This window comes from Cricetibacter osteomyelitidis (genome assembly GCF_004340985.1).
Lineage (GTDB): Bacteria > Pseudomonadota > Gammaproteobacteria > Enterobacterales > Pasteurellaceae > Cricetibacter > Cricetibacter osteomyelitidis.
Genome location: NZ_SLYB01000024.1, coordinates 1 through 21,305 on the forward strand (window position 1 = coordinate 1; position 21,305 = coordinate 21,305).

A 21,305-nucleotide genomic window follows, 5' to 3' on the forward strand; every position below is an offset into this window, starting at 1 on the left:
GGGAGAGAAAATTTTTGAGCATAGGCATTTCCTTTTCGATAGACCTATTAGAGCAAACCTCTAGATGTATGTCTAGAGGTTTGTCAGCGGTCTGAGGCGGTATTCACCGCCTTTACTATTTCCCTAAACTTTCCACGTATTCTGCAATATGTTGCATATCCTGCTCGCTTAAACGGGACTTTGCCATATTTCCCGCACCATCGATTTCACCACTTTTACGAGCTTGAAGTGCGGTGATAATTTCGTCTTTTTTCATTTTTTGGATTACGGCAGATTGATTCATTGCACTTTTTTCGCCTTGTCTGCCATGGCAAGTGGCACAACTACGTTTAAATAAATGTTGACCTTTGTCCGAATCAGCTGTATCCGCATGGCTTGAGGAAATCAAAAAGAATGAACCGAACAGGAACAGGAGCAGGTAGAGAGATTTCATAAATTATCCTTGAGTAAATAGATGTTCTAATTCGTTTTTTTCAATTTTACCCTCAAATTTTTGTTGAATAATACCGTCCGCTCCAATCAAAAATGATGTCGGCGTGCCTTGTAATTGATAACGTTCCGCAGTGATTTTAAGCTGATCTTTCACTACGGGTAAGGTTAAATGACGCTTGTTTACTACTGCTTGCGTATCCGCCTTTTCACCGTCCACATTAATGGCAAGCAGTTTTATTTTGTTGGGATGTTTTTCCGCCATTTGTTGAAATTCTTTTAATTCGGCCACGCAAATGCCACAAGTTTCGGACCAAAAAATGAGCAGCGTGGTGTTGCCTTTGATATTTTCTAGTGATACCGCATTGCCTTGTAAATCAAAGGCAGCTAATTCCGGAGCCGGTTTGCCCACTTGTGCGGTTTGATCGTTACAGGAAATTAAGCCTAAACTAACCGCACTTAGTAAAAGTGCGGTCAATATTTTATTCAATTTCATTTGTTTCTTCCTTTAATAATTTGCCGTGTTGCAAGAAAATAATGCGGTTGGTGAGTTTGCCCAAATCGGGATTATGCGTCACCATCACGATAGTACGACCTTGTTTATTTAAATTAATCAATAAATCCAATACCAATTTTTCATTTGTTTCATCAAGATTTCCAGTGGGTTCATCGGCAAAAATCACCGGCGGTTGGTTGACTAACGCTCTGGCAATGCACACCCGCTGTTGTTCTCCGCCGGAAAGCTGATTCGGCAGATGATTGATACGATGACCTAATCCCACTTGTTCTAACACAGCTTTGGCAGAAGCTTCATCTACCACACTGTGATAATGTTGAGCCAGCATTACATTTTCCACTGCGGTTAAATAGGGGATTAAATGGAATTGTTGAAATACTAAACCGATTTTTTCCGCCCGAAATTGTTGACGACCGATTTCATCTAATTGAGCCGCATCTGTTCCGTCTAATATTACTTTACCTTTCGTTGCTGTATCCAAGCCGGTTAAAATATTCATTAGCGTTGTTTTGCCCGAACCGGATGAACCCATAATAGCGACAAATTCGCCTTCTTTGATTTGAATGTTAATATCGTCAAGTGCCGTCACTTGGTCGAATTTTTTTGTAAGGTGTTGAGTTTCTATCACAATATTTGACACGATTGGTAGTTCCTATGATTTTAGCAGCGGTTGAAAAATCAGACCGCTTTTTTCCGAAATAATACGTACCGGTTGTAGCCAATAGGCATCCGGCAGGTTTTCTTTGTGTAGAAAGCGTTGGTTTACGGAAATAAATTCCGCTTCGAGAGATTGGGTATAAATGACACCATTATTGGTGTTCACGCCGGCAGTAGCTTTGCCTTGCAGTCTGCCGTACACATGAATATTGCCGTCAGCCAAAATTTCCGCACCTTCTTTCACGTCGCCGTAAATCAGCAGATCTTGGCTTTTGGCATAAATAACTTCACCGTTTTCAATATCGCGTTCTAAAATTAACGGCGGGATATAACGATATTCCGGTAAAATATCACTGCTTTGTAAGGTTTGTCCTAGCGGTACCAATCCAGCCGTTGTCAGCACTTCTTTTTGTAAATTATTTTGCCAGTCAGTCACACCGATCACGTTGATACCGTATTCGGTAAGGTGTGATTTCAATGTGACAAGGTTGATTTTTTCTAATGATGGAGTAAAACTCAACACTACTGACATATCTTTAAAAAATATTGACGAACTTTTAACTTTACGGCTCAATGCACGTTTAATGGTTGTTAAACTGGAACTGTTAATCGTTAAAGCAATCGCCGAAAATTGACCGGTTTTGAGCTCGATAATATCCGTTGCCATAAAATTATTCTCTAATCAGGAAATTATTTTAAATGATAATGAATTACGATAGAATCAGCAATAAAATTTTATTAAAATGAGATGTACAATTATGTTGTGTGCTATTTATCGCAGTAAACGCAAAGCGGGAATGTATTTATACATTGAAAAACGCAATCAATTTGATGCCGTGCCGGAATCGTTGCTGCAAGTATTCGGACAACCTCAATTTGTCATGTTATTTAACCTGTTAGGTACTAAATCCTTAGTGCAGGCGGATAATCAAGAGGTGTTGCAACATATTCGACAAAACGGTTTTTATCTGCAAATGCCGAAGCAAGAAGAGAATTTGTTAGCGCAGTGGAAAATACAAAACCGGAACTTATCTTAAGAATATATTGTTTCGATGAAGCAAGAATCACCTTTTTTATTAATATGTTAGGAGCAAGTAATGAGTATGGTAAAAAAATCTCTTTTAACTTTCGGTGTATTGGCAACGGCAGTAACTTTGACCGCCTGTGATAAATCTGCCGAAGTACAAAAAGCGGCAGATGCAAAAATCGCTGAAATTCAAAAGCAGGCAGATGAACAAATTGCTGCGGCGAATGAGAAGGTTGTTGCGGCACAAGCTGCTCAAAAAAATGCAGAAGAGCAATTACTTGAAGCAAATCAGCGTTTTGACGCTTTACAGTCAGCAACCAGTGCGAAGATTGCCGAATTGGAAAAAGCAACTGCGGAAAAATTAGCGGCAACCCAAAAATCTACTGATGACAAAGTGGTTGAAGCGAAAGAAATGACCCAGCAAGCTATTGATAAAGTGAAAGAAGCATTATCGGCCAAAACCGAAGAAGTGAAGAATGCCGTAAGCCAAAGTCTAACGGATGTTAAAAAGAATATGGCGGAAACCTTAGGCAGTATGGCAAGTGCATTGAAAGAATCCGATGCTGCTGATGTTAAGGTTGATGAAAATAAATTGAGCGAAACGAAAACGGATGAGGTGAAAACCGATGAAGTGAAGGAAGAAAAAACTCAAACCGCACAATAAATTAACGAAAGAGCCGAATTCCCGGCTCTTTTTCTTTTTAATTTATTCAATAAGCGGGTAATTTTATTTCCCGCACAGACATATTCATGCCATCGATCATCAATAATCGACCACATAAATTTTTACCGATTTTTAACCGCACTTTTATGGCTTCTAAGGCTTGAATGGAACCTACAATACCCACAATCGGCGAGAGCACGCCCGCTTCTACGCAACTTAGCAGGTTTTCGCCGAATAAACCGCTTAAAGTGCGGTAGGTTGGCGTGTTATTTTCATAAGTGAACACAGAAACTTGCCCTTCCATCCGAATTGCCGCTCCTGAAATCAATGGGATTTTTGCTTGTTCGCAGCAACGATCCAATTGATTGCGAATATCCACATTATCGGTGCAATCCAGCACAATATTTACGGTTTTTACCAAATCAGCCAGTGCGGTTTCGTCTAGTTTTTGATTAATCGGATGAATTTGAATATACGGATTTAATTGTTCCAGTGCTATTTTAGCGGAATCCACTTTAGGCATATCCAATCGACTGTCATTATGTAACACTTGGCGCTGCAAATTAGACAACGATACCGTATCAAAATCCAATAAAGTCAATTCACCCACACCTGCCGCCGCTAAATATTGACTTGCCGCACAGCCTAAACCGCCCAAGCCAACAATCAGCATTTTGCTGTCTTTGAGCTTTTCCTGACCATCAAAATCAATGGATTTCATAATGATCTGACGGTTATAACGCAGTTCTTCTTGGTAGGAAAGTTCAGCCATGGATTATCCTAAAATATCGTTAAACGGTTCGATGGTGACGGTTTCACCCGCTGTAACGTCACCGCGATCTTGTTCCAGCACAATAAAACAGTTGCTTTCCACAAAAGAGCTGAACAGATGAGAGCCTTGGAAACCGATGGATTGCACTTCAAGCTGAGCTTGTGCGTTTAAACGATAAAAGCCCCGTTGGAAATCCAAACGACCCGGTGCTTTTTTCAGGTTATTTGCTGCAAGTGCGGTGAGTTTTTGTGGTTTTTTCCAATCGCTGTAACCGCTTAATTTCGCAATAACAGGCTGCACTAATTGATAGAAGGTTACTAATGCAGAAACCGGATTGCCCGGCAGACCGCAGAACCAAGCATTATTCAATTTGCCGAATGCAAAAGGTTTGCCCGGTTTAATCGCCAATTTCCAGAAATTGATTTGTCCCACTTTTTCCAACACGGTTTTAGTGAAATCCGCTTCGCCCACAGACACACCGCCGCTGGTAATCACCAGATCTGCTTGGCTTTGAGCATCAATAAAGGCTTTTTCAAATTCCGTTTCGTTATCCGGTAAAATACCAAAATCTAAAATTTCGCAGTTTAATTTTTCCAACATCAATTTTACTGCAAAACGGTTTGTGTCATAAATTTGACCTTGTTTTAAAGGCTGACCTACCGGCAATAATTCATCGCCGGTGGAAAGCACCGCCACTTTTAAGCGTGGAAATACTTGAACTTGTGTGATGCCTAATGATGCTAGCAGCGGTAATGAAAGTGCGGTCAATTTTTTGCCTTTTTTCAATACTACATCGCCGATTTTGACATCTTCACCGATTCGGCGGATATTTTGATTGGCTTTCGGTAATTTCTCAAATGTCACTGTGCCGTCATCATTCACAGTTACCTCCTCCTGCATTACAACGGCATCGGCACCTTCCGGGAGCATTGCACCGGTCATAATTCGCACCGCACTTTTAGCAGCCCATTCCCCTTGGAATGGATTACCCGCAAAAGATTTACCGGCAACGGATAATGTCATGGATTGTGCTAAATCTGCCAATCGCACCGCATAGCCGTCCATCGCAGAATTATCAAAGGAAGGCACGTTAATCGACGAAATCACATCTTCTGCACAAATACGTTGCTGTGCTTGATTTAATGGCAGGGTTTCAGTTTGTGTCGGGAATGAAAGTTGTTGATTGATATTTTCCAGAGCTTGTTCGAGTGAAAGTAAATTGTTCATCACGTTTCCTTAGGTTGTCATTTGATATTATTGTACCTTAGGAATGGCGTTTGTTCAAAATGTGTAAATGAAAAAGCCCGCATTTAAGCCGGCTCATTATTGTCAGTATTTTGTGTTAGTGTTTTGTGCCTAAAATACTTCTGGTGCAAGTGATGATAACACAGGCATCTTCCGTATAAATTTTTAATTTATAGGTACCTGCCGTATCTTCGAGTATTTCGACCGCATTATGTTGAGTTAGCTCAGTTACATATTTTTTGCAACCGGGAAAATCCATAATTTGTGATTTTTTGGCAATTGAAGCGACATTATCAACGACAAAATCATTCGCTTGAACAATTCCTGAAAATAAAATCGCTAAAATTAAAAAAATTTTTTTCATAAAAACCATTTTTAGTAAGAGGCACGTTTACACGTCTATCTGACTAATATATCTGATTTTTATTATGAAGTATAGTGTTGGTTAAATTTCATTTATGGTCATTTTACTATTATCATTTTTAGGATTTCTGCTAGAATATGCGGATAATTAATTTAAGGAACAAATAATGAATAATATTTCACCGGAAGCGGCTAAGGTTCGTAACGCTTTGCTGGAAAAGGGGATTGAAACCCCGATGATTGAATTAACGCAATCACAAGATGAACGCCGTGATGGCATTGAACGGCATATGCGGGCGGTTATGGGATTAATTGGTTTAGATTTGAACGATGATAGCTTGGAAGAAACCCCGAAGCGTTTGGCTAAAATGTTTGTGGATGAAATTTTCAGCGGATTGGATTATGCCAATTTTCCGAAAATCACCAATATTGAAAATCGCATGAAAGTCAGCGAAATGGTGTTAGTCAATGACGTGACGTTAACCAGTACCTGCGAACATCATTTTGTGACCATTGACGGCATGGTTTCCGTGGCATATTATCCGAAAAAATGGGTGATCGGATTATCGAAAATCAATCGTGTAGTCGCTTTTTTTGCTCAACGTCCGCAGGTGCAAGAACGTTTGACCGAGCAAATTTTATTAGCATTTCAAACGATTTTAGAAACCGAAGATGTTGCGGTTTATGTAAAAGCAACGCATTTCTGTGTGAAATGTCGCGGCATTAAAGATACCAACAGCTATACGGTGACATCAGCGTTTGGCGGTGTGTTTTTAGAAGATCGCGAAACGCGTAAAGAGTTTTTATCTTTAATTAATAAATAATGAATTAAGGCATAAAAAATTCGGTCAGCACCGGTTTGTTATCATATAGCCATCTTAATTAAGCAGAATAGACGAATTATGAAATTTATCATTAAACTTTTTCCGGAAATTATGATTAAAAGCGAATCGGTACGCAAACGGTTCGTTAAGATCTTAACCGGTAATATCCGAAACATTCTTACTAAATATGATGAAGATGTCGCCGTAGTGCGTCATTGGGACTACATCGAAGTGCGGTCGAAAAATGAAGAAAATACCGCGCTATTAATCGAATTATTAGGACGTATTCCCGGTATTCATCATTTTTTAGAAGTAGATGATCAGCCGTTTGAAAATTTGCACGATATTTTTGAAAAAACCTTGGCACGCGTACAACGCAAATTAGAACACAAAACATTCTGTGTGCGAGTTCGTCGTAAAGGCAAACATGATTTCAATTCATTGGAAGCGGAACGTTATATCGGCGGTGGGTTAAATCAAAATATTGCCACTGCACAGGTGAAATTAACCAAACCGGATGTAACCGTACGTATTGATATTGAAGATGATCGTATGATGTTAATCAAAGCCCGTCATGTGGGATTGGGCGGTTATCCTATCGGTACGCAAGAAGATGTGCTTTCTTTGATTTCGGGGGGATTTGATTCCGGCGTGTCCAGTTATATGTTGATTCGTCGCGGTTCTCGTGTGCATTATTGCTTTTTTAATTTAGGCGGTGTGGCACATGAAATCGGTGTGAAACAAATGGCATATCATATTTGGCATCGTTATGGCAGTTCTCATAAAGTGCGGTTCGTTGCCATTAATTTTGAAAATGTTGTCGGCGAAATTCTTGAAAAAGTGGATAACGGTCAAATGGGCGTGGTGTTAAAACGTATGATGGTGCGAGCAGCCAGCCAAGTGGCAGAACGTTTTGCCATTCAAGCTATTGTTACCGGTGAAGCCTTAGGACAAGTATCCAGCCAAACATTGACCAATTTGCGTTTAATTGATGAAGCTTCGGAGGCATTGGTGCTTCGTCCGCTCATTACGCACGATAAAGAGCAAATTATCGCAATGGCGAAAGAAATCGGTACCGATGATATTGCTAAATCTATGCCGGAATTTTGTGGTGTGATTTCTAAAAATCCGACAGTGAAAGCCGTACGGGAGAAAATCGTTCGGGAAGAAGGCAATTTTGATTTTGCCGTGCTGCAAAGTGCGGTGGAAAATGCTCAATATTTGGATATTCGTCAAATTGCCGAAGAAACGGAAAAGGAGATTGTTGAAGTAGATACGGTTTCTGTTCTTACTGATAATGATGTGATTCTGGATATTCGTAGTCCCGAAGAAGCGGATGAAAAACCGTTAATTATTGGCAACCGCGAAATTAAATTAATCCCGTTTTATAAATTATCATCGCAATTTCCGACACTGGATCAAAACAAAAATTATGTGCTATATTGTGAACGTGGTGTGATGAGTAAGTTACAGGCACTTTATTTAAAAGAGAACGGCTTTACTAACGTTCAAATATTTAGGAAATAATTTCTTTTACAAATTGAAAGCTACTGCACATAAAAAGTAGCTTTTTTTATCACTGATTTTTATTTTTTTACATTTTATTAACAAGGGGAAATTCATGTTAGAAAAGGTCAAAGCATTTTTCCAGTCGGATATTTCTGGTGGTATTTTGTTGTTTATTTTTGCGATTTCAGCCATGGCAATGGCAAACAGTTCGCTAAGCGATGTGTATTTTAGTTTTTTGGATACGCCGGTTCAGTTGAAAGTTGGTTCACTGGATATCAATAAACCTTTATTGCTTTGGGTGAATGACGGCTTAATGGCAATATTTTTCTTATTAGTCGGGCTTGAAGTGAAACGCGAATTGATGGAAGGGGCGTTATCCAGTTATCAAAAAGCTATTTTCCCGGCGATTGCTGCCGTCGGGGGGATGATAGTTCCTGCACTTGTTTATAAATTAGTGACGGCAAATCATCCTGAATTTGCGAATGGATGGGCTATTCCAATGGCAACGGATATTGCTTTTGCTTTGGGCGTTATTGCATTATTGAGTAAACGGGTTCCTTTGGCATTAAAAATCTTTTTGTTGGCACTTGCGATTATTGACGATTTAGGTGCGATTGTCGTGATTGCAATTTTCTTTTCCCATGATTTAAGTACACAAGCATTGGTTATTGCGGCGATTGCCATTACATTGCTTATTATTGCCAACCGCTTGAATGTAACGGCACTGGATGTTTATGTGGTCATTGGGATAATTTTATGGGTATCGGTGCTTAAATCCGGTGTACATGCGACATTGGCAGGGGTAATCATCGGTTTTGCCGTGCCATTACAGGTAAAAAAAGGTAAACGAATTGAAAAACCGCTACATAAATTTGAACATATTTTAGTCCCATGGTCATCTTTTATTATTTTGCCATTATTTGCATTTTCTAATGCGGGCGTATATTTAGGTGATGTAACGTTTAGCGAACTTTTTTCCGCACTACCGTTGGCGATAACATTAGGTTTGATCTTAGGGAAAACTATCGGCGTGTTTTCATTTAGCTATATTGCGGTGAAAACCGGGATTGCCAAACTACCGCACGGCATTAATTTTAAACAGATCTTTGCTGTTTCGGTACTTTGCGGTATTGGTTTTACTATGTCTATGTTCTTATCCAGTTTGGCATTCGGCAGCACGGAAGGGCATATGTTGCCATTAGCGAGATTGGGTATTTTAATTGGTTCGCTTGTATCTGCCGTATTAGGTTATTTTTTATTAAAAACGGTGACGAAACCGACAATACGATAGTATGCTTTGAAAACATAAAAGGAATGGCTAAGACTGCGGTCTAAGTCATTCTTTTTTTTTATGATAATTTCTCTAACATTTCGTCGATTGCCGCACAAAGCAAGCTGCGATCATGACGGTAATTCACATCATCCGCATTTAAACGACGACTCACGATCTTATAATCAACGTCATTTTTTACAGAAAGTGCGGTCGAATTTTTATCAGAAATAATTGCACCGTCAATAATAGCTTTACCGATATTTCTATTGATCCAATTTATTCGGTCATGCAACGATAAATCGGCTGCCGGGCTATGTTCTATGCCAAGGTTATCAATAAAAATTTTTTTAGCCTTACTGTCGTGTAACGTTTCAATGAGTTCGGTTAACAATAACGGCGGCATAATACTGGTGAAAAAACTACCGGGACCGAATAAAATCACTTCGGCTTTCTGAAGGGCTTCTATGGCCTCCTGCGTCGCGTTTACTTGCGGAGAAAGCCCTAGTTTTTGCGGTAATTCGGTTAAGCTGTCAATACTGGTTTCACCTAAAATGGTCACGCCGGATTTTAATGTCGCCGTGAGATGTACCGGCGATTCCGACATTGGAACAAGAAAAGATTTCACCCGTAATAAATCACGAATTAGATTTACGCCTTCGGTCGGTCGGATATGCATATCTTCCAACGCTTTTAACATCAGATTGCCTAAATTGTGTCCGGCCAACTCTCCGTTACCGGAAAAACGATATTCGAATAGTGCGGATGCAGTGCTGGGTTCGGTGATAATTTGGTTCAGGCAATTACGTAAATCGCCCCATGCAATACCGCCGTGCGATGTGCGGATACGACCGGTTGAACCGCCATTATCGGTAGTGGTAACAATACCGGTTAAGCGGGTTTTCATAAAACTTAATGCGGACATTAAACGCCCTAAACCGTGTCCGCCGCCAATGGCGGCAATATGTTGAATGTTATCTAAATTTTCGTGTTGCGTACTAATGATCATGTTTGACCCTTGAATAGTAAGTGCGGTCGGATTTGCATTAATTTAGCATTTTTTTGCATTTTTATATAGCGGTTCTTGCTATTTGCTTGATTTATGGTAACTTAATGTGCATTTATTTTTCAGAAGGAAGGCATAATGAAAAAATCGACTGTTGCAATCAGTGTAATCGTTGCATTAGGTGCTGTTTGGACCGGCGGTGCTTGGTACACGGGGCAAAAAGCACAAACCGAGTATGAGCGTCAAATTCAATACGTTAACGAAAAAGTCAATAAATCTTTAGAGTTTTACGGCGTTGAGATTAAAATTGAACCGGTAAAATTCGAACGGGGTTTATTCACATCGGAATATGCCTATAACATGAAAATTACCACGGATAATGCGGAAACGGACTTACCGATTAGCGGCAAGTTATACCACGGTCCGATTCCGTTAAATACCTTCACGCCGGCAATATTTTCAACCGACTATGAATTAGTTAATAACGAGCAAACAAAAGCGTTATTTGATGCCGCACAGGGTAAAAAACCGCTGACAGGGAAATTTACCTTTAGCTATACCGAACAAATCAGCGGTGATTTAGACGCACCGTTAATTGTTTATAATAATAACAATGTGACAACGACGTTTGAAAACCTGAAATTAGTTTATGATACGGATAAAAACGGTATTGGTAAAACCGAAGCCACTATCGGTGCATTTAAAGCTATTTCAAGCGCTGCAGGTGAAAAACGAGCGGCAGATGTTGAAGTAACCAATATTAAAGTGAAATCTGACTTAACAGCAACAAAATGGGAATATCTCACTGTGGGTAAGCAGGAGATAGCCGTTGAAAATGTGAAACTCACCAATAAAACGGATGTCGCAAAAACATTTGAGCTGAAAAATATGAGTGTGACATCTGAGACAGATGCAAAGGATAATTTCTTTAATGTAATGTCAAAAGTGAATGTGGCTGATGTGCTGGGAAATAACCAATCTTTCGGTACGTTGGATGTTGATATGCAATTTAATCATTTAGAAGCAGATACAATGAATGCCTTTGTTGTTGAGTCCCTTAATGAAAATGAACGTGAATTAGAAGCATTGGGCTTAAAATTACTGCAAAATCAACCGCACTTTATACTTAAACCGATATTCACAAATTCAGCGGGTAAGTTGGATGGAAATTTAAATATCGAATTAAATCAATTTGATGTTAATAATGTGAATAGCGTATTAAGTTTATTTAAGCAATTTGAATTTGGTGCTGATTTTAATAAAGCGGCACTAAAACAATTTATCATATCCGCTGCTCAAGTATTCGAAAATATGGATAACGCGACAGCTGAACAATTTGCTGAAAAACAACTTAAAAATCTTGAGATGTCAAAACATACTTGGGTGAATAGCGATGATAAATTAACAACAGCGTTAAAATTAGTCGATAGTAAACTAATATTAAATAATACCCAAGAAATTTCTGAACAGGAAATTCAGATGGCATTATTTATGTTAATGATGGGGCTTGGAAGCTTAGGACAATAAGATAATTTGTTAACTCCCACATTTCATATTTACCATTTGTACCATAAATGGGACGCAATGTGACATAGGTCTTAACATCAGCATTTCATTTAGTAAAAAGCATAGGTTATTTTATAATCTATGCTTTATTTCATTCAAAATTACAGCATATCTTATTATAATAGCGACGATGTTATTTTTTTCATAAAGGTAAATAAAGTTGAAATTTAAAAATTCCTTAAAACTCACCGCACTTTTTACCACTTTGGCCTTAGCGGGGTGTTCCGGCAATATCAATAAATTAGACGAGAGTGCAAAATATACCAAAGCCCGCACCATAAATAATTTTAATGATTATGTGCAATTTCTCAAACAGAAAGCCGCAGAGCAGGGCGTATCCGTATCAACATTGAATGCACAAAATAATATTCGTTATATTTCCAAAGCGGTAGATTTAGACCATAAGCAAGCGGCCAAACGGCGTGATCCAAACTTGCCACCGGTGGTTAATCCGAATGGTACGACAAATTATCTTAACCGTGTGCTGACCAGAGCCAAAGTTAATAAAGCCGAAACTGAATATTGGAATGTATTACCGCAGCTTACCAAAGCCAGCCAAAAATACGGTGTGCAAAAAGAATATTTATTGGCGTTATGGGGAATGGAAAGCAGTTTTGGTTATTATCAAGGCAATTATGATGTGTTATCGGTGTTAGCCACATTAGCCTTTGACGGCCGCCGAGAATCCTTATTCGGCAAAGAATTTGTCAATGCAATGAAAATGCTCGATCGTAACTATATTCAACGCGGCAAAATGTTGGGTTCATGGGCGGGTGCCATGGGGCAAACGCAATTTATGCCTACCTCTTATTTGAGCTATGCGGCGGATGGCGACGGCGACGGTGAGAAAGATATTTGGACAAATCATTATGATGTATTTGCTTCTATCGCGACTTATCTTTCCACCGTAGGTTGGGATGATGAATTGCCTTGGGGAGTAGAAGTCACTTTATCGCAACCCATGGTCTTGAGTTTGTCCGGTGTAGAGAAGGGCAAACAGAAATCCTTAAAACAATGGCAGGCTATGGGCGTAAATCTAAAAAATTCAATGGCTCAAGAATTGCAAAAACTGACCGCACTTTCATCGGCGGATTTATGGTTGGTACGACCGGATAAAGAAGCGGGTAGAGCGTTTTTAGTATCAAATAATTTCCGCACTTTGTTAGATTGGAACCGTTCTAATTATTTTGCGGTGAGTATCGGTATATTTGCTGATCGTATTCAACAACGAATAGGTCTATAAAAATCTCTCCCGTTTACGGGAGAGATGTCATGTAGTAGCGGAAAGGGATTATTTCAGCTTCTTAATCGCCCAATCTAATCCGGATTGATAATTATCCGGCAGTTCCTTACGCAGTTTTTCTAATTGAACAATCAGCACGTTTTTATCCGTGTGAGTAAGATTGATATGCCCTACTTTACGTCCGGGACGTACTTCTTTACCATACCAATGCAGCTGACTAAACGGCGTATTCAGCCATTGTGTGTTGTGCTCGGTACCGATTAAATTCACCATAACGTTTGTGGTAAAAGTGTGTAATGGCGGTGTCGGTAAATCCAATAAAGCACGCAAATGCAGCTCAAACTGGCTGACGGAACAGCCTAATTGTGTCCAGTGGCCGCTGTTATGTACGCGGGGAGCAAGTTCGTTAATTAATAGCTTATCGCCCACCACAAAACATTCCATCGCCATAACACCCACATAATCCAGTTTGTGCATAATTTTGCCTAACATCGCTTCCGCCTGTTGTTGGAACGGCGACGGTTCCGCATAAGCCACACTGTAACGTAAAATACCGTTTTGCTGTAAATTATGTGTCACGGGATAGAAACGGGTTTCGCCGTTTCTGAAACGACCGCCCACAATAGACACTTCATAGTCGAAAGGAATAAAGGCTTCTGCGATGGTTTCACCGAATAAATCATCGGTAATCACATCTTGATTGGCTTGGCTTACGATCCATTGACCGCGACCGTCATAACCGCCCATACGGCGTTTAACTACTAATTTTTCACCGATTTCATCGAAAACTTTACTAAATTGACCCGCACTTTCCAGCAAACACCAAGGTGAAGTCGGCAATTCCAATTCATCTAATAAAGATTTTTGCGTTAAGCGATCCGCCAGCTTGCTGAATACGTTTTGATTGACAAAATTAGCGTGATTACCAAACATTGTGGTGAGCGGTGTGATTTCCCAGCGTTCGATTTCTGCAGTAATAATATCATTGGGTTGAATATCGAACACCGGTGCATCAAATGCCAAAGGCTGAACCTGAATATCTAAAGGTGCCCCCGCATAACGCAACATACGACCAAGCTGACCGTTGCCTAAAACATAAACCATTGGATAAAGAGAACTTTTTTGCATCGTCTTTCCTATCTATTACACGCGTGGATCCGGATTGTCTAACACCACATCCGTTTGATTTTTTCTGAATGTATGTAGGCGTTGTGCGATTTCACTGTCAAAAGCCGCCAAAATTTGCGCCGCCAACAAACCGGCATTCGCTGCACCTGCAGGACCAATAGCCAATGTGCCTACGGGAATGCCTTTCGGCATTTGCACGATAGAATACAGACTGTCCACTCCGCTTAATATGGAACTTTTCACCGGCACGCCGAGTACCGGTACAATGGTTTTTGCCGCAATCATACCCGGCAAATGTGCCGCACCGCCCGCACCGGCAATGATCACTTTATAGCCGTTGGTTTCAGCGGTTTCTGCAAAGCTGAATAATTTATCCGGCGTGCGGTGAGCCGACACCACTTCCACATGATAAGCCAATTTTAATTCGTCAAGAATATTGATAGCTTCCTGCATTGTCGCCCAGTCGCTTTTTGAACCCATTACAATGGCAATTTTAGGGGATGTATTTGACATAAGATTTCCACTTTAAAATGAATGATAAAAATGCGTGTAGAATAACATAAAACCGTTGCTTTTTCTGCAAAAAGAGCGGTCAAATTTGAATAAGTTTTTTATTGCTTGCAAGTTATGATTAAAACTCTTATTCTTAACTGAATTTTTATCATTCAATTTTTGATGATTAAATCGACTCATTAAACATAGGTATTTGATATGTTAGCTAAAGCAAAATATAGAAAAGATTACAAAACTCCCGACTTTACCATTACCGATATTTTCCTTGATTTTCAATTAGATCCAAAACGCACGGTAGTAACTTCCCAAACCAAAGTCAAACGTTTAAACTCAGAAGCGACGGTGTTGCGATTAGACGGGCATGGTTTTCAATTTTCTTCTATTAAACTGAACGGTCAGGATTTTAAAAATTATCAACAGGATAGTGAAAGTTTAAGTATCAATACCAAATTAGACGAATTTGAATTGGAAATTGTCACTGTTTTAAATCCGGCAGAAAATACATCGCTGCAAGGTTTATATCAATCCGGTGACGGTATTTGTACCCAATGCGAAGCGGAAGGTTTCCGTCAAATCACCTATATGTTAGACCGCCCCGATGTGCTTGCTCGCTATCAAACCCGCATTACTGCCGATAAAATTAAATATCCGTATTTGCTGTCAAACGGTAACAAAATTGCCGATGGCGAATTGACTGACGGTCGTCATTGGGTGGAATGGCAGGATCCATTCCCGAAACCTTGCTATTTATTTGCCTTAGTTGCCGGTGATTTTGATTTATTGGAAGATCATTTTATTACCAAAAGCGGACGAGATGTGACGTTGCAACTTTTTGTCGATAAAGGCAATTTAGACCGTGCACCTTGGGCGATGGAAAGTCTGAAAAAATCAATGAAATGGGATGAAGACCGTTTCGGATTAGAATATGACTTAAATATTTACATGATTGTCGCAGTGGACTTCTTTAATATGGGGGCAATGGAAAATAAAGGTCTAAATATCTTTAATTCCAAGTTTGTATTGGCAAATCCGCAAACCGCCACCGATAGTGATTATCTTGCTATCGAATCGGTTATTGCCCATGAATATTTCCATAATTGGACAGGGAACCGTGTAACCTGCCGCGATTGGTTCCAACTCAGCTTAAAAGAGGGCTTGACCGTATTTCGTGATCAGGAGTTTTCGTCAGACACCGGTTCTCGGGCGGTAAATCGTATTAATAACGTTCAATTATTACGCACCACACAATTCCCTGAAGATGCCGGTCCGATGTCACATCCGATTCGCCCGGAAAAAGTAATGGAAATGAATAATTTCTACACGATGACCGTGTATGAAAAAGGGGCGGAAGTGATTCGCATGATGCACACTTTATTAGGGGAAAAAAACTTTCAGGCAGGCATGAAATTATATATTGCGGAAAATGACGGCAAAGCCGCTACTTGTGAAGATTTTGTGTCTGCAATGGAACGAGCATCCGGTATAGACCTCACAAAATTCCGCCGTTGGTACAGCCAATCCGGCACGCCGGAACTTACTGTCAGTGATTTTTATGACGGCAAAAACAGCACTTATCAGCTCAAAGTCAGCCAAATGACACCACCGACGGCAGATCAAATGGATAAAGTGAATTTGCATATTCCATTAAAAATTGCCTTATATAACGAGAGCGGCATTGCCATCGGTTTAATGCAAGACGGCAAACCGATTAATGATGTATTAGATGTCACTCAAGCAGAACAAGTTTTTGAATTTGAGCATATTTATGAAAAACCGGTGCTGGCACTATTATGTGACTTTTCCGCACCGGTGAAATTGCATTACGATTACAGTATTTCACAGTTAGTGACGTTGTTACAATTTGCTGAAAATTCTTTTGTCCGCTGGGATGCCGCACAAATGTTATATGCCAAAGAATTGCGTAAAAATCTAACGGCATATCAGCAACAAGAAACAATGGAATTTTCTCCGGAAATTTTAACCGCACTTTTGCAAGTATTGGAAAACTATCGACAAGATATTGAATTAACCACGCTGATTCTGACTTTACCGAAGGAAATGGAGTTCGCGGAATTATTCAAGACCATTGATCCGGAAGGTATTGCCATAGTGCGTGATTTTATGCAACGCGAACTGGCGGCCTGTTTCAAAACACCAATGTATAAACTCTACAATGCTATTGAATTGGAAGAATACCGTATTAATACGCAGGATATTGCTTTACGCGGGCTAAAAAATCTCTGTCTGCAATATTTGGCATTTACCAATTTAGGCAACGCTACAGCAAAAAATCACTATGCCAAGGCCAACAATATGACGGACACTTTAGCTGCACTTTATGCTGCGGTTAAGGCGGGATTAGCTTGCCGTGATGAATTATTGACTGATTTTGAACAAAAATGGCAGGCAGACGGCTTGGTGATGGATAAATGGTTTAATTTGCAAGCCATACGACCGGAAAAAGATGTGTTACAAAATGTTATTGCTTTAATGGAACATCCGAGTTTCAACTTTAACAATCCTAACCGCGTGCGAGCTTTAGTGTGGAGTTTTGCAAATCAAAACCCTCGGGCATTCCACGCCATTGACGGTTCGGGTTATCGTTTCTTAACCAACGTATTATTACGCTTAAACGAAAGCAATCCGCAAATGGCTTCCCGGCTAATTGAACCTTTAATCCGTTTTTCCCGCTATGACGAACAACGCCAAACCCTGATGAAACGGGCATTAGAACGATTAAACGAAACGGAAAATCTGTCAAAAGATTTATTTGAAAAAATTGAAAAAGCACTACATATTTAGAGATAAAAAATGTATTCACTTATTAAAAAAGGCCTATTTTCCCTACAACCGGAAACGGCTCATGACTTGACTATTCAGTTATTAAAATGGAGCGGAAAATCACCGCTCTTATCTGTGTTAAAAATGGCATTAAACGCACCGAAAGGCACGCCTAAAACCGTGATGGGCATTACCTTTAAGAACCCGATCGGCTTGGCGGCCGGTGCGGATAAAAACGGTGAAGCCATTGACGGATTTGGGGCATTGGGCTTCGGTTTTGTGGAAGTCGGGACGGTGACGCCGCTGGCACAAGACGGAAATGCCAAACCGCGGCAATTTCGTTTGATTGAAGCGGAAGGCATCATCAATCGCAACGGCTTTAATAACAACGGTGTGGATTATTTGATTGAAAATGTGAAAAAAACCAAGTTTGACGGCGTGATCGGTATCAATATCGGTAAAAACAAGGTTACGCCAATCGAAAAAGGCAAAGACGATTATATCTACTGTTTGAATAAAGCCTATAACTATGCGGATTATATTACCGTGAATATTTCATCGCCGAATACGCCGGATTTGCGTCAGTTGCAGTATGGCGATGCCTTAGAGGATTTATTGCTGGGTGTGAAAACGCGTCAGAAAGAATTGGCGAAAATTTATAATAAATATGTGCCTATCGCGGTGAAAATCGCCCCGGATTTAACTGAAAGCGAATTAGTGCAAATTGCCGATACTTTAAAGCAGCATCAAATGGACGGTGTAATTGCGACGAATACCACGATTTCTCGTGACAATGTCACCGGATTGAAAAATACCGATGAAATCGGCGGATTAAGCGGTAAGCCGTTACAGCATAAAAGTACGGAAATTATCCGTCGTTTACATCAAGAATTAAAAGGCGAAATTCCGATTGTCGGCAGCGGCGGTATTGATTCGGTACAAAATGCACAGGAAAAAATTGCAGCGGGAGCAGAATTATTGCAATTATATTCCGGATTGATTTATCACGGCCCGAATTTGGTGAAACAACTGGTGCAATTCATTAAATAAGCAGAAATTATAATGGCAAAAAGTTTTGATTTGCATTGCCACAGTACGGCTTCGGACGGTGTTTTATCACCGACAGAAGTAGTACAACGTGCCAATGAACAGGGGGTTAATGTACTGGCATTAACGGATCACGACACCATCAGCGGTATTACAGAAGCTCGTGCGGAAGCAGAACGGTTAAATATGCAGCTAATCAGTGGTGTAGAAATTTCAACTCAATGGGAAAACCGCGGTATTCATATTGTCGGGTTGAGTTTTGATGAAAATTCACCGGAAATGAGGGCACTTTTAGCCAATCAAGCAGAATTACGCCAGCAAAGAGCGGTAGAAATCGGTCGAAAATTAGAAAAAGCCAACGTGCCAAATGCTTACGAAGGAGCAAAAAGCCTGGCGAACGGGGAAGTCACCCGTGCCCATTATGCCCGTTATTTAGTGCAAATTGGCAAAGTTAGCAGTGAACAGCAGGCTTTTAAACGCTATTTATCGCAAGGCAAACCCTGTTATGTGAAATCCCAGTGGTGCGATATTCCCACTGCGATTCAAACCATTCACGCTGCCGGCGGCATTGCTGTGCTGGCTCATCCGTTGCGTTATACGTTAACGGCAAAATGGATCCGTCGTTTAATTGCAGATTTTAAATGCTGGCAAGGCGATGGTTTAGAAGTCGCCGGTTGCGGTCAATCGCCGGATCAACGTCAACTTTTAGCCCGTTGGGCCAATGAATTTGAACTCAAAGGTTCTGTGGGATCTGATTTCCATTTCCCGTGCGGTTGGGTGGAATTAGGGAAATCGCTGCAATTGCCGGAAGGTGTGAGGTTTGTTTTGGATTAGAAAAATGGACGTTTTTTAGTGTCCATTATTTTTTTATACTTTTCTTAGCATAAAAAAGCATAAGCAATAATAAAACGTTATATCATTTTATTAATATCATTTTTATTATATGGGTGTATAATCGGACCAGTTTTGTGAATGGGGTTTAAAAGCGATTATGAGTCAGTTATTTTATGTGCACCCGGAAAATCCGCAGGTACGGTTGATTAACCAAGCGGTTGAAATTCTTAAAGATGGTGGGGTAATTGTATATCCGACGGATTCAGGTTATGCCTTGGGATGTATGATTGGTAATAAACACGCTATGGAGCGTATTGTGCAAATCCGTCATTTGCCGGCAGGGCATAATTTTACTTTGGTATGCCGTGATTTATCGGAGCTTTCCAATTATTCCGTGGTAAGCAATGTGGCTTATCGCTTAATCAGAAATAATACGCCGGGGCGTTATACCTTTATTCTCACCGCCACCAAAGAACTGCCGCGTCGCTTGATGACATCCAAACGCAAAACTATTGGTATTCGTGTGCCGGATAATAAAATTGCCTTGGATTTATTAGCAGCCTTGGGCGAACCGATTTTATCCTGTTCGTTAATGTTGCCGAATGAAGAACATATTATCCAATCGGATCCGGAAGAAATTCGTGATCGTTTGGAACATCAAGTGGATTTGATTATTCACGGCGGTTATCTTGGTCAAGATCCTACAACAGTGGTGGATTTAACCGATGATACACCGGTGATTATCCGCAAAGGCAGCGGTTCAACGGAACCATTCATTTAAATTTAAATCAGACGCTTGGGAAAGCGACAAAAGGGATATTATGAAATCTAATGCAAAATTTACCGCACTTTCTGCAAATAAAAATCTGACGGAAAGAAAATTTTCAGACAAAAAAACAGCGGACAGAAAATCTGATAACCGATCATCAGATAACAAAACATCTGATAGAAAGCCAATGGAAAGAAAACCATTACCGATGAGAAAGACACGCTCGGAAGGCAAACCACAAAACACAACCACTGTAAAAGCGGAAGGTGAAAAATTACAAAAAGTACTGGCTCGAGTAGGTCAAGGTTCGCGTCGCGAAATCGAAGCGATGATTGAGGCAAACCGCGTGAGCGTGGACGGCAAAATAGCCACATTGGGCGATCGTATTGATGTGAATAAAGATGTCAAAGTGCGTATTGACGGCCATATCGTCAATTTATTGCAAGCTAAAAAAGAAGTTTGCCGCGTGCTGATGTATTACAAACCGGAAGGGGAATTGTGTACCCGCCACGATCCGGAAGGTCGGGCAACGGTATTTGATCGTTTACCGCGTTTAACGGGTTCCCGTTGGATTGCCGTAGGTCGTTTGGATATTAACACATCGGGCTTATTGTTATTTACTACCGACGGTGAATTAGCCAACCGCTTAATGCATCCAAGTCGTGAAGTTGAGCGTGAATATTCCGTGCGAGTATTCGGCCAGGTAGATGAGGCTATGTTGCATCGTTTGAAAAAAGGCGTGCAGTTGGAAGACGGCCCGGCAAATTTTAAATCCATTAAAGCCGCCGGCGGTGTGGGCATTAACCAATGGTATGATGTCACGTTAATGGAAGGCCGTAACCGCGAAGTACGTCGTTTATGGGAATCGCAAGGCGTGCAAGTAAGCCGTTTGATCCGTATTCGTTATGGCAATATCAAATTGGAAAAATCTTTGCCACGCGGCGGTTGGGAAGAAATGGATTTGACTGCTGTAAACTATTTGCGTGAATTGGTTGGTTTGGAACCGGAAACTGAAACCAAATTGAATGTTACCCAAATTCGTCGTCGTTCCAAAACAGGACAAATTCGTCGTGCAGTGAAACGTTATTCGGAAATAAATAAACGTTATAAAAAATCGTAAAAACTTGTCGAAAAACTACCG

At 40.4% G+C, this 21,305-nt stretch carries 22 protein-coding genes; 12 read left to right on the forward strand and 10 right to left on the reverse strand.

The annotated features are described in order from the left end of the window. Nucleotides 1-115 precede the first annotated feature (115 nt). The 4 genes from EDC44_RS09900 to minC are packed head-to-tail and all read right to left on the reverse strand — an operon-like array spanning nt 116 to nt 2,270. Complete coding sequence (locus EDC44_RS09900; RefSeq protein WP_131978190.1) at nt 116-433, reverse strand: c-type cytochrome; 318 nt, start codon at nt 431-433, stop codon at nt 116-118. Between the two features lie 3 nt (nt 434-436). Then, on the reverse strand, nt 437-925 hold the full coding sequence (locus EDC44_RS09905) for a TlpA family protein disulfide reductase (RefSeq protein WP_131978193.1): 489 nt from the start codon (nt 923-925) through the stop codon (nt 437-439). Then, a complete protein-coding gene (locus EDC44_RS09910) occupies nt 912-1,586 on the reverse strand; it encodes an ABC transporter ATP-binding protein (protein ID WP_131978196.1) in 675 nt (224 codons plus the stop codon). Before EDC44_RS09910 ends, EDC44_RS09905 begins: the two co-directional genes overlap by 14 nt. A 12-nt stretch (nt 1,587-1,598) precedes the next feature. Then, entirely contained in the window at nt 1,599-2,270 is a 672-nt protein-coding gene (gene minC / locus EDC44_RS09915) for a septum site-determining protein MinC (RefSeq protein ID WP_131978199.1), read from the reverse strand. Nucleotides 2,271-2,361: 91 nt separating this feature from the next. On the opposite strand from minC, the gene EDC44_RS09920 reads away from it, so the two are divergent. Both EDC44_RS09920 and EDC44_RS09925 read left to right on the forward strand, forming a co-directional pair. Further along, nucleotides 2,362-2,640 (forward strand): YcgL domain-containing protein, encoded by a 279-nt coding sequence (locus EDC44_RS09920; protein ID WP_131978202.1) that lies wholly within the window; start codon nt 2,362-2,364, stop codon nt 2,638-2,640. A 60-nt stretch (nt 2,641-2,700) separates the two neighbouring features. After that, nucleotides 2,701-3,294, forward strand: a complete 594-nt coding sequence (locus EDC44_RS09925; RefSeq protein ID WP_131978205.1) for a hypothetical protein — start codon at nt 2,701-2,703, stop codon at nt 3,292-3,294. A gap of 46 nt (nt 3,295-3,340) precedes the next feature. On the opposite strand, the gene moeB is transcribed toward EDC44_RS09925, so the two are convergent. The 3 genes from moeB to EDC44_RS09940 all read right to left on the reverse strand — a co-directional run bounded on the left by moeB (nt 3,341) and on the right by EDC44_RS09940 (nt 5,675). Further along, nucleotides 3,341-4,066, reverse strand: coding sequence for a molybdopterin-synthase adenylyltransferase MoeB (moeB, locus tag EDC44_RS09930; RefSeq protein ID WP_131978208.1), 726 nt, complete (start codon nt 4,064-4,066; stop codon nt 3,341-3,343). Nucleotides 4,067-4,069: 3 nt separating this feature from the next. After that, nucleotides 4,070-5,293, reverse strand: coding sequence for a molybdopterin molybdotransferase MoeA (gene moeA, locus EDC44_RS09935; protein WP_131978211.1), 1,224 nt, complete (start codon nt 5,291-5,293; stop codon nt 4,070-4,072). 115 nt (nt 5,294-5,408) lie between these two features. Continuing rightward, entirely contained in the window at nt 5,409-5,675 is a 267-nt protein-coding gene (locus EDC44_RS09940) for a hypothetical protein (protein ID WP_131978214.1), read from the reverse strand. 166 nt (nt 5,676-5,841) lie between these two features. Here EDC44_RS09940 and folE point away from each other — a divergent pair, with 166 nt between their 5' ends. From folE to nhaA, 3 genes are all read left to right on the forward strand, one after another. Next, nucleotides 5,842-6,498 (forward strand): GTP cyclohydrolase I FolE, encoded by a 657-nt coding sequence (gene folE / locus EDC44_RS09945; RefSeq protein ID WP_131978217.1) that lies wholly within the window; start codon nt 5,842-5,844, stop codon nt 6,496-6,498. A gap of 78 nt (nt 6,499-6,576) precedes the next feature. Then, a complete protein-coding gene (gene thiI / locus EDC44_RS09950; RefSeq protein WP_131978220.1) occupies nt 6,577-8,025 on the forward strand; it encodes a tRNA uracil 4-sulfurtransferase ThiI in 1,449 nt (482 codons plus the stop codon). A 94-nt stretch (nt 8,026-8,119) separates the two neighbouring features. Further along, complete coding sequence (gene nhaA / locus EDC44_RS09955; protein ID WP_131978223.1) at nt 8,120-9,298, forward strand: Na+/H+ antiporter NhaA; 1,179 nt, start codon at nt 8,120-8,122, stop codon at nt 9,296-9,298. Between the two features lie 58 nt (nt 9,299-9,356). Here the strand turns inward: nhaA and EDC44_RS09960 are convergent, their stop codons facing one another. Beyond that, entirely contained in the window at nt 9,357-10,286 is a 930-nt protein-coding gene (locus EDC44_RS09960; protein ID WP_131978226.1) for a gluconeogenesis factor YvcK family protein, read from the reverse strand. Between the two features lie 135 nt (nt 10,287-10,421). On the opposite strand from EDC44_RS09960, the gene EDC44_RS09965 reads away from it, so the two are divergent. Both EDC44_RS09965 and EDC44_RS09970 read left to right on the forward strand, forming a co-directional pair. Then, the gene (locus EDC44_RS09965; protein WP_131978229.1) at nt 10,422-11,810 is read left to right on the forward strand and encodes a YdgA family protein; all 1,389 of its coding nucleotides are present in this window, start codon (nt 10,422-10,424) and stop codon (nt 11,808-11,810) included. 199 nt (nt 11,811-12,009) lie between these two features. After that, complete coding sequence (locus tag EDC44_RS09970) at nt 12,010-13,092, forward strand: lytic murein transglycosylase (protein WP_131978232.1); 1,083 nt, start codon at nt 12,010-12,012, stop codon at nt 13,090-13,092. Between the two features lie 48 nt (nt 13,093-13,140). Here the strand turns inward: EDC44_RS09970 and purK are convergent, their stop codons facing one another. Together purK and purE are read right to left on the reverse strand one after the other, a co-directional pair. Beyond that, the gene (gene purK / locus EDC44_RS09975) at nt 13,141-14,220 is read right to left on the reverse strand and encodes a 5-(carboxyamino)imidazole ribonucleotide synthase (protein WP_131978235.1); all 1,080 of its coding nucleotides are present in this window, start codon (nt 14,218-14,220) and stop codon (nt 13,141-13,143) included. 15 nt (nt 14,221-14,235) lie between these two features. Continuing rightward, a complete protein-coding gene (purE, locus tag EDC44_RS09980) occupies nt 14,236-14,733 on the reverse strand; it encodes a 5-(carboxyamino)imidazole ribonucleotide mutase (protein ID WP_131978237.1) in 498 nt (165 codons plus the stop codon). 198 nt (nt 14,734-14,931) lie between these two features. Here purE and pepN point away from each other — a divergent pair, with 198 nt between their 5' ends. The 5 genes from pepN (at nt 14,932) to rluB (ending at nt 21,284) form a co-directional block, all read left to right on the forward strand. After that, nucleotides 14,932-17,535, forward strand: a complete 2,604-nt coding sequence (gene pepN / locus EDC44_RS09985; protein ID WP_131978240.1) for an aminopeptidase N — start codon at nt 14,932-14,934, stop codon at nt 17,533-17,535. Nucleotides 17,536-17,544: 9 nt separating this feature from the next. Next, nucleotides 17,545-18,564 carry a quinone-dependent dihydroorotate dehydrogenase gene (pyrD, locus tag EDC44_RS09990; protein WP_131978243.1) on the forward strand — a complete coding sequence of 340 codons (1,020 nt, stop codon included), beginning with the start codon at nt 17,545-17,547 and terminating at the stop codon, nt 18,562-18,564. A 12-nt stretch (nt 18,565-18,576) separates the two neighbouring features. Next, a complete protein-coding gene (gene rnm / locus EDC44_RS09995; RefSeq protein WP_131978246.1) occupies nt 18,577-19,395 on the forward strand; it encodes an RNase RNM in 819 nt (272 codons plus the stop codon). Nucleotides 19,396-19,552: 157 nt separating this feature from the next. Further along, the gene (locus EDC44_RS10000; RefSeq protein WP_131978249.1) at nt 19,553-20,176 is read left to right on the forward strand and encodes an L-threonylcarbamoyladenylate synthase; all 624 of its coding nucleotides are present in this window, start codon (nt 19,553-19,555) and stop codon (nt 20,174-20,176) included. Between the two features lie 196 nt (nt 20,177-20,372). Then, entirely contained in the window at nt 20,373-21,284 is a 912-nt protein-coding gene (rluB, locus tag EDC44_RS10005; RefSeq protein WP_424276110.1) for a 23S rRNA pseudouridine(2605) synthase RluB, read from the forward strand. Nucleotides 21,285-21,305 lie beyond the last annotated feature (21 nt).

Bases quoted from the DNA above. Each gene is read 5' to 3' on its own strand.
- EDC44_RS09900 (WP_131978190.1), bottom strand. From the start codon at position 433: ATGAAATCTCTCTACCTGCTCCTGTTCCTGTTCGGTTCATTCTTTTTG.
- EDC44_RS09905 (WP_131978193.1), bottom strand. From the start codon at position 925: ATGAAATTGAATAAAATATTGACCGCACTTTTACTAAGTGCGGTTAGT.
- minC (WP_131978199.1), bottom strand. From the start codon at position 2,270: ATGGCAACGGATATTATCGAGCTCAAAACCGGTCAATTTTCGGCGATT.
- EDC44_RS09920 (WP_131978202.1), top strand. From the start codon at position 2,362: ATGTTGTGTGCTATTTATCGCAGTAAACGCAAAGCGGGAATGTATTTA.
- EDC44_RS09925 (WP_131978205.1), top strand. From the start codon at position 2,701: ATGAGTATGGTAAAAAAATCTCTTTTAACTTTCGGTGTATTGGCAACG.
- moeB (WP_131978208.1), bottom strand. From the start codon at position 4,066: ATGGCTGAACTTTCCTACCAAGAAGAACTGCGTTATAACCGTCAGATC.
- moeA (WP_131978211.1), bottom strand. From the start codon at position 5,293: ATGAACAATTTACTTTCACTCGAACAAGCTCTGGAAAATATCAATCAA.
- EDC44_RS09940 (WP_131978214.1), bottom strand. From the start codon at position 5,675: ATGAAAAAAATTTTTTTAATTTTAGCGATTTTATTTTCAGGAATTGTT.
- folE (WP_131978217.1), top strand. From the start codon at position 5,842: ATGAATAATATTTCACCGGAAGCGGCTAAGGTTCGTAACGCTTTGCTG.
- thiI (WP_131978220.1), top strand. From the start codon at position 6,577: ATGAAATTTATCATTAAACTTTTTCCGGAAATTATGATTAAAAGCGAA.
- nhaA (WP_131978223.1), top strand. From the start codon at position 8,120: ATGTTAGAAAAGGTCAAAGCATTTTTCCAGTCGGATATTTCTGGTGGT.
- EDC44_RS09960 (WP_131978226.1), bottom strand. From the start codon at position 10,286: ATGATCATTAGTACGCAACACGAAAATTTAGATAACATTCAACATATT.
- EDC44_RS09965 (WP_131978229.1), top strand. From the start codon at position 10,422: ATGAAAAAATCGACTGTTGCAATCAGTGTAATCGTTGCATTAGGTGCT.
- purK (WP_131978235.1), bottom strand. From the start codon at position 14,220: ATGCAAAAAAGTTCTCTTTATCCAATGGTTTATGTTTTAGGCAACGGT.
- purE (WP_131978237.1), bottom strand. From the start codon at position 14,733: ATGTCAAATACATCCCCTAAAATTGCCATTGTAATGGGTTCAAAAAGC.
- pepN (WP_131978240.1), top strand. From the start codon at position 14,932: ATGTTAGCTAAAGCAAAATATAGAAAAGATTACAAAACTCCCGACTTT.
- pyrD (WP_131978243.1), top strand. From the start codon at position 17,545: ATGTATTCACTTATTAAAAAAGGCCTATTTTCCCTACAACCGGAAACG.
- rnm (WP_131978246.1), top strand. From the start codon at position 18,577: ATGGCAAAAAGTTTTGATTTGCATTGCCACAGTACGGCTTCGGACGGT.
- EDC44_RS10000 (WP_131978249.1), top strand. From the start codon at position 19,553: ATGAGTCAGTTATTTTATGTGCACCCGGAAAATCCGCAGGTACGGTTG.
- rluB (WP_424276110.1), top strand. From the start codon at position 20,373: ATGAGAAAGACACGCTCGGAAGGCAAACCACAAAACACAACCACTGTA.